Raw genomic sequence first — 14,052 nt, forward strand, 5'->3', positions numbered from 1 at the left:
ATGTCCGGGGAGGTTCCTAGCGGTTGGCGGAGGCGATGCGGGCGAGGTCGGCCGCGCCGACGATGCCGGCATCGTTGCCCATCTCTGCGGCGACGATGGGGACGATGGGGCGGTGGCCGCGCGCGGGCAGGTTCGCCTCGAACGCCTTGCGGGCCGGGTGCAGCAGCAGGTCGCCGGCGGCGACCACGCCACCGCCGATCACGAACAGCTCGGGGTCGAGCGCGGCGGCGAGGGACGCGGAGCCCTCGCCGATCCAGCGGCCGAGCTCGGCGAGGAGCTCGAGCCCCAGCTCGTCGCCGTCCATGGCGATCTGGGTCACCTGCGGGCCGGTGATCGCAGCCGCATCGCCGTCCGCGAGCTCGAGCAGGCCGGCGGCGCGCACCGGGCGGTCCATCGCGGCGCGGCGCGCCTCGCGGGTCAGCGCGGAGCCGGAGGCGTACTGCTCCCAGCAGCCGTGGAGGCCGCAGCCGCACGGATGACCGTTCGGGACCACGCGCAGGTGACCGAGCTCCGCCGCGAAGCCGTACGCGCCACGCACCAGCTTGCCGTCGACCACCAGCGCGGCACCCAGGCCCGTGCCGATGGTGAGCAGCACCATGTGCTTCGCGTCCCGTGCCGCACCGAAGGCGAACTCGGCCCATCCGGCCGCGTTCGCATCGTTCTCGACGACCACGGCGACATCGTCACGGCCGATGAGCGCGCCCACGTTCGCGGCGAGGGGGTAGTCGCGCCACGCGATGTTCGGCGCGAACAGCACGTTCTCCTGGTCCGAGGAGACGAATCCTGCCGCGGCGAGGCCCACCGCGTGGAACTCGTGGTCGACCGCGAGCTCGGCCACCGCATCGGCGATGGCCGCGTCGATCCCGGCCGGATCCTGCGGCTTGGTCTTGCGCTTGGTCTTGGCAATGATGGCGCCGTCCTCGTCGACCACACCGACCGCGATCTTGGTGCCGCCGATGTCTACGCCGATTGCATGCATTCTCTATGGCCTTCCGCTACCTCGCTGGGACTCAGTCAAGGCTATCGTCTGACGCGTCCCCCCTACTGCCATGGGAGTCCTAAAGCATGAGCCAGCCCGCGCACACCGACGACGCCGAGAACATCGTCGCCCTCATCTCGCAGGCGTGGCGCACCCACGCCGACAGGGTGGTGATGCGTCACACCGATGCCGACGACGAGTGGATCGACGTCACGGGCGCGCAGGCGCAGGCCTGGGTCACCGAGGTGGCGAAGGGGCTCATCGCGCGCGGGATCCAGCCGGGCCAGAGCGTCGGGATCATGGCCCGTACCCGCATCGAGTGGTCCATCCTCGACGTCGCCATCTGGACGGTGGGGGCCCTCCCCGTCCCCATCTACGACACATCGTCGGCCTCCCAGATCGACTGGATCACGTCCGACGCCGACATCGCGGTGCTGTTCGTCGAGACAGAGGCGCACGCGGCGCTCGCGCACCAGGTCGCGAGCGACCCCGAGAGCCCGCTGCGCGACATCCTTGTGATCGACCATGGCTGCGTCGAGGACCTGCGGGCCGGTGGCGCCGGGATCCCGGACACGCTCGTCGCGGAGCGGGCCGCCCTCGCGACGCTCGACACCCCCGCGACCATCGTCTACACGTCGGGCACCACCGGCCGCCCCAAGGGCGCTGTGCTGACCCACCGGAACTTCGTGGTCCACACGCGCGGCATCCAGCAGGCGCTCCCCGATGTCCTCCTGCGCGAGGAGTCGAGCTCCGTCCTGTTCCTCACGCTCGCCCACTCGCTCGCGCGGCTGGTCGAGGTGGTGCTGCTCGCGTGCGGCACCACCATCGGCTTCTGCCCCGACTCGCGCAAGCTCGTGCCCTACATCGCGACGTTCCAGCCCACGCTGCTGCTCGCGGTGCCGCGCGTGTTCGAGAAGGTCTACAACGCGGCCGAGCAGAAGGCCGCGGCCGGCGGCAAGGTGCGGATCTTCCGGTGGGCCGCGAAGCAGTCGATCGACTACTCGCGCGCGCTCGACACGGACCCGGGCCCGTCGCTCGCCCTCAAGGCGCGCCACGCGGTGGCGGACCGCCTGGTGCTCGCGAAGATCCGCGAGGTGCTGGGCGGCAAGGCCGTCCACGCGATCTCGGGCTCGGCACCGCTCGGCGAGCGCCTGGGCCACTTCTACAACGGGCTCGGGCTCCAGGTCATGGAGGGCTACGGTCTCACCGAGGTGACCGCGGCGGCCCACGTGAACCGCACCACCCGGTCGAAGATCGGCACCGTCGGACCCGCCCTGCCCGGCTTCGAGACCGTCATCGCCGAGGACGGCGAGGTGCTCATGCGCGGCGACATGCTGTTCCAGGGCTACCACCGGAACCCCGAGGCGACGGCCGAGGCGATGCGCGACGGGTGGTTCCACACGGGCGACATCGGGCAGCTCGACGCCGAGGGCTTCCTCACCATCACGGGCCGCAAGAAGGAGATCATCGTGACCGCCGCGGGCAAGAACGTCGCGCCCGCCGTGCTCGAGGACCGCGTGCGCGGGTACGCGCTCGTCAGCCAGTGCGTGGTGGTGGGCGAGGCGAAGCCGTTCATCGCGGCGCTCCTCACGCTCGACGAGGAGGCCCTTCCGGGCTGGCTCACCAGCCACGGGCTGCCCCCGATGCCCGCCGCCGAGGCAGCGCAGCACCCCGTGGTGCGGGAGCACCTCGACAACGCCGTCACCAGGGCGAACGGCGCCGTCTCGCGCGCCGAGTCGATCCGCCGCTGGGAGATCCTGCCCACCGACTTCACCGTCGAGGCCGGGCACCTGACGCCGTCGCTCAAGGTCAAGCGTGCTCAGGTGCTGCGCGACTTCGCGGCCGACGTCGAGGCGCTGTACGCGACGTCCGCGCGCTGACGGGCGCCGGCGGGGGCACGAGGTGCCGTATGCCCCCAGGGGTAGTGGCACCACAAGTCGGGGCTGTCATGGGCGGGGTCCTCCGGTGAGCCTGGAGGCACCACCGACCCGGAGGATCACATGCCCTACGTCATCTCCACCACGTCAGCACCCGACACCGCCGTCGCATCCGTCACGCGTGAGCTGCCGGTAGCCCGCTCGCGCCGCGTGCCTGCGCCGATCGGCGCGCGCTTCCGCCGCGGAGGCGAACCCACCACGCACGTGAGGCTCTACCGGCGAGCGCTCCGGCCCCGGCACCCCATCGGCGCACGGTTCCCGCGACGCGACGCGGCTGCGCGCGCCGAGCTCGAGCTCGTGCTGGTGCCGATCGCCTCGCCCAGGCCCCGACCCGTGGGGGCGCGCTTCGCGCGCTGACACCCGCACGCCGACACCGCGCGGACGCCCGTCCGACCCCACGATGCCCGCCTTCCATACGGAACGCGGGCATCGTCGCGTGCGACGGCATGGCGTGCCCTATGCCCCCCGCGCTGGTGGCACCACAACTCGGGTCTGGCAGGACATTCCGGACAGCGCGAGCATGATCCGGAATCCAGACCGGAGGTTCTCACCATGTCCCTGTCCACCGATGCGCCGTCGCTCGCCGCCCCCGAGCGCACCACCGTCTCCAATCCCCGTCGCACCACCCTGTCGAGCCGCCTCGTCGGCACCGCGCTCGAGGCCGCGCTCGACGAGCTCGCCGGGCGTCTCGACGGCGGCATCGTCCGCCGCTCCGATCCCGATTGGGACGCGGCGCGCGCCGCGTGGCAGCTCGGCGCCGACCAGCGCCCCGTCGCGGTGGTGCTCGCCGCGAGCGAGGCCGACGTCGCTCGCTCGCTGCGGCTCGCGACCCGCATGGGGGTGCGCGTGGCACCGCAGTCGTCGGGCCACGGCGCGGTCGCGCTCGGCCCGCTCGACGGCGCCATCCTGCTGCGCACGAGCGCGCTCTCGCGGGTCGCCGTCGATCCCGTCGCCCGTACCGCGACCGTCGGCGCGGGCGCCACCTGGGGGGACGTGTCCGACGCCGCCTCCCCGTACGGCCTTGCCGGGCTCGCCGGCTCGTCGCGCACCGTCGGCGTGGTCGGCTACTGCCTCGGCGGCGGCCTCGGCTGGCTGGGGCGCCTGCATGGCCTGGGCGCGGGGTCGATCCTGGCGGCGCGCGTCGCCCTTCCCGGCGGCGCCGTGGTGATCGCCTCGCCGTCGGAGCACGCCGACCTCTGGTGGGCGCTTCGCGGAGGCGGCGGCGCCGGGGTGGTCACGGAGCTGACGCTGCGCCTGGTCGAGGTCCCCGAGCTGGTCGCCGGCAGCCTCTGGTGGCCGCGCGAGCGTGCCGCGGAGGTGCTCAAGGCCTGGGCCCGCCTCATCCCCGTCCTTCCCCGCGAGATCACCACGGTCGCGCGCGTGCTGACCTTCCCCGACATCGATCCCCTCCCGCCGCACCTGCGTGGCGCGCGGATGGTGCTCGTCCAGGCCGCGGTGGCAGGCCCGGTCGCGCTCGCCGACCGGCTGCTTGCGCCGCTGCGCGCGCTCGAGCCCGTGATGGACGACGTCGCCCCGGTCTCCCCTGACGCGCTCGGCCACCTGGCCATGGACCCCCCGGACCCCTCGGAGGGCGCCGCGGAAGGCGTCGTGCTCGCCTCGTTCGGCGAGGCAGCGGTCGACGCGTGGCTCGAGGCGCTCGAGGCCCCGGCCTGCGCGGGCGTCGTCGCGGCGGACCTACGCCAGCTGGGCGGGGCGCTGTCGCCCGAGTCCGGGCACGATGCCGCCCTCACCGGGCTCGCGGGCGCCGTCGCGGCGGTCGCCGTCGCACCCGCGACCCCCGTGGCGGACCTCGCCGCGGCTACCCGCGCCGTCGAGACCGCGCTCGCCGCTCTCGAGCCCTGGGCGAGCGCTCACCAGTACGCCAACTTCGTGGAGCACCCCGTCGAGGAGGGCGTCCTGGTCGGCGCCGCGCACGACAGGCTCGACACGATCCGCCTGTCCTACGATCCGGATGGCACGATGCTGCGCCGCCACGGCGCGGCGCACTGACGGCACGCGCAGCGTCGGTCGACGCGCCGCGCCGAGCACCACGGCTCGCGCGGCGCGTCTGTGCGCGACGTCGGCGCACAGGACGGTCAGGAGGCTCGCGGGGGCCTCACGAGGCGCAGCGGCGGCACGAGACCGCCTGCGGCGAGCGCGTCGAGCGCATGCGCCTGCTCCTCATCGAGCTCGACCGTCGAGCGGTCCGATGGCCGCACCTCGATGGTGAGGAAGGAGACGACGCAGTCGCCGCAGCTCCTGCCCCTCATCTCGCATGAGTCGCAGTCGATCAGCATGGCCATGCCCTTCCCTTCCTCCGGTGCTGCGCCGGTGCGCGCCGCGTCCTCTCGGCACGCCGTGCATGGGGCACGGATCACGGTCGATCACCATGCGTCCCACGCTAGGGAGGGGGTCCGACATCGCAACGTCATGGCTGGTGCGACGGCCCGTGGACGGCGCTGTCGGTGGGTGGCCGTACCGTCGTCGTGTGACCTCCCCCGCCGAGACCGTCGAGCAGCTGCTCCATCAGCAGCGCTCGCTCGAGGACGTCGGCGAGCCTCTGCATCGCACCACGTTCGTGGTGGTCGACCTCGAGACCACCGGCACCTCGCCCGACAAGGCCGGCATCACGGAGATCGGCGCGGTCAAGACGCGCGGGGGCGAGGTGGTCGGCGAGTTCCAGACGCTCGTGGACCCGGGCTCCCCCATCCCGCCGTTCATCGTCGCGCTCACCGGCATCACCGACGCGATGGTCGTCGCCGCGCCCCGCATCGAGCAGGTCCTGCCCTCCTTCCTCGAGTTCCTGGGTGATGCGGTCCTGGTCGCCCACAACGCGCCCTTCGACACGGGCTTCCTGCGTGCCGCGTGCCGCGCCCACGGCTACCGGTGGCCGGGCAACCAGGTGGTGGACACCGTCACGCTCGCACGGCGCGCCACCACCAAGGAGGAGGCGCCCAACAAGAAGCTGTCGACCCTCGCGCGGGTCTTCGGCACCGTGGTCGAGCCGAACCACCGCGCCCTCGAGGACGCGCGCGCGACGTCGGAGATCCTGCATCGGATGCTGGAGCGCGTCGCGGCGTTCGGCATCACGCACCGCGAGGACCTGGAGTCGCTGCGGAACCCCATGCCCGAGCGCATCCGCAAGAAGGCCACCATGGCCGACCGCGTGCCCGCGAAGCCCGGCGTCTACGTCTTCCGCGGCCCCCGCGGCGAGCGTCTGTACGTGGGCACGTCGAAGAACCTCCGCTCGCGCGTGAAGTCCTACTTCACCACCGGCGAGCAGCGTCGGTCGGTACGGGACATGCTCGAGCTCGCCGTCGATGTCGACACGCTGGTGTGCGCCACGGAGCTCGAGGCCAACGTGCGCGAGGTACGCCTGATCTCCGAGCACCGCCCGCGCTACAACCGCCGTTCCGCCCGGCCGGAACGCACGCCCTGGGTCCGCATCACCGAGGAGCGCTATCCGCGGCTCGCGGTGTCGCGCGCCGTCGCCGGACCCGAGGGCTCGCTGGGACCGATGCGTTCGGGCGCGGACGCGAGGCTCGCGATCGAGGCGGTCCAATCGGCGCTCGGGGTGCGCACGTGCACCACCCGCCTGCCCATCACCCCGCGCGCGAACGCCCGCGCATGCCTGCTCAAGGACCTGGGCGCATGCGCCGCACCGTGCGTGCGCGGCGAAGGGTCGGGCTACGACGAGACCACGGCCGCGATGCGCGACGCTCTCGGCACCGATCCATCACCCGTCGTGAGCGCCCTCGAGCAGCAGATCGCCGAACGCGCCGAGTCGCTCGACTACGAGCGTGCCGCCGAGCTCCGGGACGGGGTGAGCGCCGTGGTCGACGGCGCGATGCGGGCGCAGCGGCTCGCCGCGCTCGCGCGGTGCTCGATCGTCGCGGTGCGACCGGTGGACGGTTCATGGGACGTCGCGGCCTTCCGCCGCGGCGCGCTCGCAGGCACGGAACGCGTGACAGAGGGCGTGTGGGACGCGGCCGATCGCCTTCGCACGCTCACCGACGACCTCGACGTCGCCCAGGAGGTCCTGGTCGAGGAGCGCGAGCTGGTCGCCCGATGGATCGAGGCGCCGGGCACGCGGCTGCTCTACGTCGACGGCGAGTGGTCCAACCCCGTCAACGGCGCCGGGCGCCATGCCCGCTGGGTCGAGGCCCGCCGCGCGGACCGCGACGCCCGCCCGCTCGCCAAGCGTGCGGAGGGGTGAGGCGGGCTCCTATGCGGCGGCGGCCGCTGGTGCGAGGGTCGCCCCCGCCGTCACGGTGGCGCCGCGCCTGCGGTAGACGCTCATGGCCACGACCACCCACACGCCGGTGATGGCCCACCCCGCCCAGATGTCGATCACCCAGTGGTTCGCGGTCAGGATCACCACCGCGCCTGTGATGAGCGCGTAGGACACGGCCACGACGCGCAGCCAGACGCGGCGCGTCATGATGCACACGGCCAGCGCGACCCACAGCGACCACCCCGCATGCAACGACGGGAAGGCCGCAAGCTCGTTCGTGGTGCTCGAGAGCCCGTCGGCACCCTGCGGGCCCCGATCCCAGAAGCCCATCCGCCCGGTCTCCTCGAGCACATCGACGAAGCCGCGCATGAGCCGCGGCGGAGCGGTAGGAAGCGCGATGAACATCACCAGCGCCGTGAGCGTGGTGCCGGCAAGCGCCACGAACAGCGGCCGGTAGAGCGGACGATGCCGCGTCCACAGCACCACGAGGACCCCGATGGTCGCGACGAAGTGCCACGTGGCGTACCAGAGCGCGGTGGCGAAGGCGACACCGGGGGTGCCGGCCGCCCAGCGGTTCCACGACTGCTCGATGTCGATGCCGAGCCAGTGCTCGAAGCGATGGATGTCGGTCGCCGTGGCGGTGGCGACCCCGAAGTCGCCCTGCGCCGCGAGGCGCGCGAGCGAGTAGATCCCGTAGAGCAGGAGCACGAACACGATCTCCCGCGCCGCGCCGGAACCCAGCCACGACCTCCACGAGGGCCGCGGACTCACCATGTCGGGCGAAGCGGGGTCCTCGCGTACAGAATCGATCACCGCCGCAGTCTAAGGGCAGGTGACGTCCAGGCAAACGTCCGGTGTCGAGCAGGCCACGAACGGTCGAGGCGGCTACGCCTGCGTCGCGGCCACCCAGCGGTCCAGCACATCGGCCGCCGCGCCGGAGTCCACGGCTCGTGCCGCGTGCTCCAGGCCCGCCTCGAAACGCTCGACGAGCGTGCCGCTCGACGTGCCCGAAAGCGTGGCATCCGCGACAAGGCCCGCCGCAGCGTTGAGCAGCACCGTGTCGCGGACGGCGCCGGGCTCGCCCGCGAGCACACGACGCACCACGGCCGCGTTCTCCTCCGCCTCGCCACCGCGGAGGTCGTCGATGGTGATACGCGCCAGGCCCAGATCCCCGACCGGGTCGAGGCGGAGCTCGGTGACGCCCCCGCCACGGACCTCCCAGACGGTGGCGGCACCGGTGGGTGCGAGCTCGTCGAGGCCGTCGTCGCCGTGGAAGACCAGCGCCTCCCGCCCCTGCTGCGCGATGACACCCGCCAGGACGGGCGAGACGCGCAGGGACGACGACCCGATGGCGGTCGCCTGAGGCTGCGCGGGGTTGGTGAGCGGGCCCAGGATGTTGAAGGTGGTGGGGACGCCCAGCTCCTTGCGGATGGGCATCGCGAACCGCATCGACGGGTGGAACACCTGCGCGAAGCAGAAGGTGATGCCCACCTCCGTCGCGAGCTCCTTGACCCGGTCGACCGGAAGGTCGAGCCGCACGCCGAGCGCGCCCAGCACATCAGCCGAGCCCGACTTCGAGGTGGCCGCCCGGTTGCCGTGCTTGACCACCGTCGGGCCGGCTCCGGCGATGACGATCGACGCCATCGTCGAGATGTTCACGGTGTGCGCACCGTCGCCGCCCGTGCCGACGATGTCGACGGTGCGGCCGGGCACCTCGAACCGCACGGCGTGGGCGAGCATCGCCTGGGCGAGGCCGGCGACCTCGGCAGGCGTCTCGCGCTTGACGCGCAGGGCCGCGAGGAACGCACCCATCGCCACGGGCGACGCGGAATCGGTGAGGACGGAGTCCATCACCGCCGCGGTCTCCTCCGCGGTGAGGTCCTCATGCTCGACGAGGCGCGCGAGCAGGTCCTGGAGCGTCGCCATCGTCGCGCGCCTCAGGCGCTCGCGGGCGCGAAGAAGGCGTCGACCGCGTCGCGCAGGACGAACGGGTCGAGCGGGTGGGACACGGCCGCATCCGCCTCGGACCACGTCGCGAGCCAGGCGTCGCCGGGACGTCCCACGAGCAGGAGGATGGGAGGGCACGTGTAGAGCTCGTTCTTCATCTGGCGGGCGACGGCCATGCCGCCGACCTTCGCGGCCTCGCCGTCGAGGATCACCAGGTCGAACGAGCCCTCGTCCAGCTGCTGCGTCACCGCGGCGTGGGTCGCGGTCTCGGTCCACTCGATCGGCTGTCCGTGGGTGGTCGGGCCCACCGCGAAGCGCACCTTCTCCCGCACGTTGCGATCGTCGCTGTACAGAAGGATGCGTGCCTTGCGGACGGAGACGTCCCCGGACTCGTGCTTGACCACGTCGCTCATGGCGCCCATTCTGGCACGGCCCGCCCCTGCTCCCGGCCCATCCGGCGCCCCGGCACGGGCATACCGGGACGGCCACGGGAACACCGCGGCACGCCTGCACGTTGGTTGGTGAGTCCCGGCTGCTCCGTACGCTTTAATGGGACCTATGTCCCACGCCACGACTGCGCCGTCGCCCATCCACGCGACCAGGCCCAATCAGGTAGCCGTCGGCACCATCGTGTGGCTGAGCTCCGAGCTGATGTTCTTCGCGGGCCTCTTCGCGATGTACTTCACCCTCCGGGCTCAGGTACCCGAGGTCTGGGCCGACAAGACCGAGCTGCTGAACATCCCCTTCGCCGCACTCAACACCTCGGTGCTGGTGCTCTCCTCCTTCACGGCCCAGGCGGGCGTGTGGGCGGCCGAGCGCTACCAGCGCCGCCGCACCGGCAAGCTCTACCAGCTCAAGGGCTGGGGCATGCATGAGTGGTTCGTGCTGACCTACATCATGGGCTCGGTGTTCATCGCCGGCCAGGTGTACGAGTACGCGATGCTGATCTCCGAGGGCCTCACCATCTCGTCGAGCCCGTACGGCTCCGTCTTCTACCTCACCACCGGCTTCCACGGCCTCCACGTGCTCGGCGGTCTCATCGCCATGCTGTTCGTGCTGGCGCGCTCGTTCGCAGCGAAGAAGTTCGGGACGCATGAGGCGACCACGGCCATCGTGGTCTCGTACTACTGGCACTTCGTCGACGTGGTGTGGATCGCGCTTTTCGCCGTGATCTACATCCTGCAGTAAGGGGCCCACCGTGAACGCACTCGCACGTCACCGCTACCACCGCGCGGCCCCGGTCGTCCTCGTCCTGCTGCTGCTCGCGCTCATCACGGGCGTCGCAGCGGCCGTCTCCACCGCATCGTCCGCCGATGCCGCCACCGCGACGACCGCTGAGGACGCCGCCGAGGGCCAGAAGCTCTTCGCCGCCAACTGCGCCTCGTGCCACGGCCTCGACGCCACCGGCACCGACGGCGTCGCGCCGTCGCTCGTGGGCGTGGGCGCCGCGGCCGTCGACTTCCAGGTCGGCACCGGCCGCATGCCCATGCAGTCCTCGGGCCCGCAGGCCATCGCCAAGCGCACGCAGTTCTCCGAGGAGGAGATCTCGCAGCTCGCCGCCTACGTCGCCTCGCTGGGCGCCGGTCCCGCCATCCCCACCGCCGAGCAGGTCGACCCCGAGCTGGGCGACGCGGCCAAGGGCATGGAGCTCTTCCGCACCAACTGCGCGATGTGCCACGGCTCGGTCGGCGGCGGCGGTGCCCTCACGCAGGGCAAGTACGCGCCGAACCTCTGGGAGACCACTCCCACCCACATCTACGAGGCGATGCTCACCGGCCCGCAGTCCATGCCGGTGTTCAACGACGCCAACATCACGCCCGAGGGCAAGCGCGACATCATCGCCTACCTCAAGGCGCAGGACGAGGGTTCCCCCGGCGGTCTCCGCCTGGGCACCATCGGCCCCGTCGCCGAGGGCATGTGGGGGTGGCTCGTCGCCCTCGGACTCATCATCGCCAGCACCGTGTGGATCGGAGCACGTTCTTCATGAGCACCACTGAGAACCCGACCTCGCACGAGTCGGAGCACACCACCCCGGAGTCCTTCGAGGACCCGGGCCTCCCCTACCACCGTCCGCGCCGCGCGGACGTCGACCCGAAGGCGGAGAAGAAGGCCGAGCGCCAGGTCGCCGCGCTGTTCGGGGTGTCCATCGTGGGCACCATCGTCGCCGTCGGCGCCTACATGGCCCTCGACATGACGGACGAGATCGACTCGATCCGGTTCGTCAACATGATGATCGGCCTGGGCATCTTCCTCGCGATGATCGGCATCGGCTTCGGTGCGATCCACTGGGCCAAGACGCTCATGCGGGACCACGAGATGGTCGAGGAGCGCCACGAGCTCCGCTCCTCCGAGGAGGCGCGCGCCGGGGCCATCCAGAACCTCAAGGACGGCGCGGAGGACTCCGGCATCGGCGTCAAGCGTCGCCCGGTCCTGGTCGGCACGGGCCTGTCCGCGCTGCTGCTCGCCCCGCTCGCGGTCCTGTGGCCGCAGATCGGCAACATGGGCGCCGACTGGAACACGTCGAACTTCGGCCACACGATGTGGCGCAAGGGCATGCGTCTGACGCGTGACCCCGACGGCACGCCCATCAAGGCGTCCGACGTCACCATCGGCTCGGCGTTCCACGTGATCCCCGAGGGGCTCAACGAGCTCGAGCACCACAAGATCGAGGAGAAGGCCAAGGCCGTCGTCCTCCTTCTCCGCCTGGACCCGCGCGACCTCAAGATCCCTGAGGGCCGCGAGGACTGGTCGTTCGACGGCATCGTCGCGTACTCCAAGATCTGCACGCACGTCGGCTGCCCCGTCGCGCTGTACGAGCAGCAGACGCACCACCTGCTCTGCCCCTGCCACCAGTCGACGTTCGACGTCTCGGACGGCGCCAAGGTGGTCTTCGGGCCGGCCAAGCGCCCGCTCCCGCAGCTCCCGATCGCGATCGACGACGAGGGCTACATCGTCGCGCAGAGCGACTTCCACGAGCCGATCGGCCCGTCCTACTGGACGCGCCTCAAGGACACGTCCGACGGCATGCACGCCGACGACTCCGAGGGGAGCAGCCACTGATGGGCGCTCGCGTCAACACCGCCGCCGCCGGCACCGCGAACTGGGTCGACGAGCGCACCTCCATCGGAGGCTTCGTCAAGTTCTTCGCGCGCAAGCTGTTCCCCGACCACTGGTCGTTCATGCTGGGCGAGATCGCGCTGTACTCGTTCGTGGTCCTGCTGCTCTCGGGCGTGTTCCTCACAGCCTTCTTCGTGCCGTCGATGACCATCGTCGAGTACGACGGCCCGCTCGCGACCATGAAGGGCGTGGAGATGTCGGAGGCCTTCGCCTCGACGCTGCACATGTCCTTCGAGGTCCCCGGCGGCCTCCTCATGCGCCAGATCCACCACTGGTCGGCGCTGCTGTTCACCGCGGCGATCGTCACGCACATGGCGCGCGTGTTCTTCACGGGCGCGTTCCGCAAGCCGCGTGAGCTCAACTGGCTCGTCGGCTTCACCCTGATGATCCTGTCGCTCGCGGCCGGCTTCTCCGGCTACTCGCTCCCCGACGACGTGCTCTCCGGCAACGGCCTGCGCATCATCGAGGGCGTCACCCGCTCGGTGCCGATCGTCGGCGAGTACATCTCGTACTGGATCTTCGGCGGGGAGTTCCCCGGCGAGATCCTCATCCCCCGCCTCTTCACCATGCACGTGCTGCTGGTTCCGGGCCTCATCCTCGTGCTCGTCGCGCTGCACCTGTTCCTGGTGTTCCTGCACAAGCACACGCAGTACCCGGGTGGCGGCCGCAAGGACACCAACGTCGTGGGCCTCCCCCTCTTCCCGGTGTACACCGCGAAGGCCGGCGGCTTCTTCTTCGTGGTGTTCGGCGTCATCGCGCTGGTCGCGGCGATCTTCACCATCAACCCGGTGTGGAACTACGGCCCGTACGACCCGTCGCCGGTGTCCGCGGGCACCCAGCCCGACTGGTACATCCTGTTCGTCGACGGTGCGCTCCGCCTCATGCCGGGCTGGCTCTTCGACGTCATCCCGATGGAGTGGGAGTTCTGGGGCTACACGCTGTCCCTCAACATCCTCACCCCCGCGCTGATCCTGCCGGGCCTGTTCTTCGGCTTCCTGGCGCTGTACCCGTGGATCGAGGCATGGGCCACGGGCGACCGCGGCGAGAAGCACGTGCTCGACCGCCCGCGCAACGCGCCGGTCCGCACGGGCATCGGCGTCGCGCTGATCTCGTTCTACGTGATCCTCGTGATGGAGGGCTCGAACGACATCATCGCGAACCTGTTCCACCTGTCGCTCAACGACCTCACCTACTTCTTCCGGATCGGCATCTTCGTGATCCCGGTCCTCGCGTTCTGGATCACCCGCCGCCTGGCGATCGGTCTCCAGCGCAAGGACCGCGAGCTGGTGCTGCACGGCAAGGAGACGGGCCGCATCGTCCGTCACGAGCACGGCGAGTACCAGGAGGTCCACGAGCCGCTCACCGATCAGGAGCGTTGGGTCCTCGTGTCCTACGACGACATCGCGCCGCTCGAGATCGAGCCCGAGTACAACGACCGCGGCGTGCGCCGCAAGGGCTACCGCTGGGACCGCTTCAAGCAGCGGCTCTCGCGCCTCTACTTCGAGAAGCGCATCTCCCCCGTCACCCCGGAGGAGCTCGCGGAGGCGCAGCACGCGCACCACTGAGGTATCCGATCGAAGGGGCGTCCGGCATCTGCCGGGCGCCCCTTCGGCGTTCCAGGGGACGATGCATGAGGCGCTCCCCACCCCGAAGCGGTAGGTCGATGCCGGCGTGCGGCAGTCCACGCGTCGCAGCGGTGGTCCTTGGTCGCCGGTGCGGCGAGGCGACCGGCAAGGCAGCGACACGTGCTCACGACAACCAGCGACCACTGCGGCGGCGGATTCTGCTGGAACCGACCATCACCTACCACTTCGGGGAGGGCTTGCGGGGTGTCGGAA

Annotated in this window: 13 protein-coding genes; 8 read left to right on the forward strand and 5 right to left on the reverse strand. The window is 71.3% G+C overall.

The genetic code is table 11. The features are described 5' to 3' along the window. Positions 1 to 16: 16 nt before the first annotated feature. The gene (locus AOM00_RS11820) at positions 17 to 979 is read right to left on the reverse strand and encodes an ROK family glucokinase (protein ID WP_062517978.1); all 963 of its coding nucleotides are present in this window, start codon (positions 977 to 979) and stop codon (positions 17 to 19) included. Positions 980 to 1,065: 86 nt separating this feature from the next. On the opposite strand from AOM00_RS11820, the gene AOM00_RS11825 reads away from it, so the two are divergent. The 3 genes from AOM00_RS11825 (at position 1,066) to AOM00_RS11835 (ending at position 4,926) form a co-directional block, all read left to right on the forward strand. Further along, positions 1,066 to 2,859: an AMP-dependent synthetase/ligase gene (locus AOM00_RS11825; RefSeq protein ID WP_062517979.1), complete on the forward strand. Its 1,794-nt coding sequence runs from the start codon at positions 1,066 to 1,068 to the stop codon at positions 2,857 to 2,859. A gap of 120 nt (positions 2,860 to 2,979) precedes the next feature. Further along, complete coding sequence (locus tag AOM00_RS11830) at positions 2,980 to 3,273, forward strand: hypothetical protein (protein ID WP_062517980.1); 294 nt, start codon at positions 2,980 to 2,982, stop codon at positions 3,271 to 3,273. A 195-nt stretch (positions 3,274 to 3,468) separates the two neighbouring features. Next, positions 3,469 to 4,926: an FAD-binding oxidoreductase gene (locus AOM00_RS11835; protein ID WP_062517981.1), complete on the forward strand. Its 1,458-nt coding sequence runs from the start codon at positions 3,469 to 3,471 to the stop codon at positions 4,924 to 4,926. 86 nt (positions 4,927 to 5,012) lie between these two features. Here the strand turns inward: AOM00_RS11835 and AOM00_RS11840 are convergent, their stop codons facing one another. Then, positions 5,013 to 5,219 carry a hypothetical protein gene (locus tag AOM00_RS11840; protein WP_228373492.1) on the reverse strand — a complete coding sequence of 69 codons (207 nt, stop codon included), beginning with the start codon at positions 5,217 to 5,219 and terminating at the stop codon, positions 5,013 to 5,015. Between the two features lie 185 nt (positions 5,220 to 5,404). Here AOM00_RS11840 and AOM00_RS11845 point away from each other — a divergent pair, with 185 nt between their 5' ends. Further along, the gene (locus tag AOM00_RS11845; protein ID WP_228373493.1) at positions 5,405 to 7,132 is read left to right on the forward strand and encodes a DEDD exonuclease domain-containing protein; all 1,728 of its coding nucleotides are present in this window, start codon (positions 5,405 to 5,407) and stop codon (positions 7,130 to 7,132) included. Positions 7,133 to 7,141: 9 nt separating this feature from the next. On the opposite strand, the gene AOM00_RS11850 is transcribed toward AOM00_RS11845, so the two are convergent. The 3 genes from AOM00_RS11850 to AOM00_RS11860 all read right to left on the reverse strand — a co-directional run bounded on the left by AOM00_RS11850 (position 7,142) and on the right by AOM00_RS11860 (position 9,510). Next, positions 7,142 to 7,963 (reverse strand): phosphatase PAP2 family protein, encoded by an 822-nt coding sequence (locus tag AOM00_RS11850; protein WP_156159150.1) that lies wholly within the window; start codon positions 7,961 to 7,963, stop codon positions 7,142 to 7,144. Positions 7,964 to 8,035: 72 nt separating this feature from the next. Further along, a complete protein-coding gene (gene trpD / locus AOM00_RS11855) occupies positions 8,036 to 9,076 on the reverse strand; it encodes an anthranilate phosphoribosyltransferase (protein ID WP_062517983.1) in 1,041 nt (346 codons plus the stop codon). Positions 9,077 to 9,087: 11 nt separating this feature from the next. After that, positions 9,088 to 9,510 (reverse strand): response regulator, encoded by a 423-nt coding sequence (locus AOM00_RS11860; protein ID WP_062518008.1) that lies wholly within the window; start codon positions 9,508 to 9,510, stop codon positions 9,088 to 9,090. Positions 9,511 to 9,655: 145 nt separating this feature from the next. Here AOM00_RS11860 and ctaE point away from each other — a divergent pair, with 145 nt between their 5' ends. From ctaE to qcrB, 4 genes are read left to right on the forward strand one after another with little or no spacing between them, the layout of a single operon-like run. Beyond that, positions 9,656 to 10,285: an aa3-type cytochrome oxidase subunit III gene (gene ctaE / locus AOM00_RS11865; protein WP_062303633.1), complete on the forward strand. Its 630-nt coding sequence runs from the start codon at positions 9,656 to 9,658 to the stop codon at positions 10,283 to 10,285. A gap of 10 nt (positions 10,286 to 10,295) precedes the next feature. Beyond that, positions 10,296 to 11,084, forward strand: a complete 789-nt coding sequence (gene qcrC / locus AOM00_RS11870) for a cytochrome bc1 complex diheme cytochrome c subunit (RefSeq protein WP_062517984.1) — start codon at positions 10,296 to 10,298, stop codon at positions 11,082 to 11,084. Beyond that, complete coding sequence (qcrA, locus tag AOM00_RS11875; RefSeq protein WP_062517985.1) at positions 11,081 to 12,157, forward strand: cytochrome bc1 complex Rieske iron-sulfur subunit; 1,077 nt, start codon at positions 11,081 to 11,083, stop codon at positions 12,155 to 12,157. Before qcrC ends, qcrA begins: the two co-directional genes overlap by 4 nt. Next, a complete protein-coding gene (qcrB, locus tag AOM00_RS11880) occupies positions 12,157 to 13,779 on the forward strand; it encodes a cytochrome bc1 complex cytochrome b subunit (protein WP_062517986.1) in 1,623 nt (540 codons plus the stop codon). The genes qcrA and qcrB overlap by 1 nt, the downstream gene beginning before the upstream one ends. Positions 13,780 to 14,052 lie beyond the last annotated feature (273 nt).

It is taken from the genome of Demequina gelatinilytica (assembly GCF_000971115.1).
Taxonomy (GTDB): Bacteria; Actinomycetota; Actinomycetes; order Actinomycetales; family Demequinaceae; genus Demequina; species Demequina gelatinilytica.

What these genes read in the sequence shown, in the direction of transcription:
- trpD (WP_062517983.1), bottom strand. Translation starts at nt 9,076, where the DNA reads ATGGCGACGCTCCAGGACCTGCTCGCGCGCCTCGTCGAGCATGAGGAC.
- AOM00_RS11840 (WP_228373492.1), bottom strand. Translation starts at nt 5,219, where the DNA reads ATGGCCATGCTGATCGACTGCGACTCATGCGAGATGAGGGGCAGGAGC.
- qcrA (WP_062517985.1), top strand. Translation starts at nt 11,081, where the DNA reads ATGAGCACCACTGAGAACCCGACCTCGCACGAGTCGGAGCACACCACC.
- AOM00_RS11860 (WP_062518008.1), bottom strand. Translation starts at nt 9,510, where the DNA reads ATGAGCGACGTGGTCAAGCACGAGTCCGGGGACGTCTCCGTCCGCAAG.
- AOM00_RS11835 (WP_062517981.1), top strand. Translation starts at nt 3,469, where the DNA reads ATGTCCCTGTCCACCGATGCGCCGTCGCTCGCCGCCCCCGAGCGCACC.
- AOM00_RS11830 (WP_062517980.1), top strand. Translation starts at nt 2,980, where the DNA reads ATGCCCTACGTCATCTCCACCACGTCAGCACCCGACACCGCCGTCGCA.
- qcrB (WP_062517986.1), top strand. Translation starts at nt 12,157, where the DNA reads ATGGGCGCTCGCGTCAACACCGCCGCCGCCGGCACCGCGAACTGGGTC.
- AOM00_RS11820 (WP_062517978.1), bottom strand. Translation starts at nt 979, where the DNA reads ATGCATGCAATCGGCGTAGACATCGGCGGCACCAAGATCGCGGTCGGT.
- ctaE (WP_062303633.1), top strand. Translation starts at nt 9,656, where the DNA reads ATGTCCCACGCCACGACTGCGCCGTCGCCCATCCACGCGACCAGGCCC.
- AOM00_RS11825 (WP_062517979.1), top strand. Translation starts at nt 1,066, where the DNA reads ATGAGCCAGCCCGCGCACACCGACGACGCCGAGAACATCGTCGCCCTC.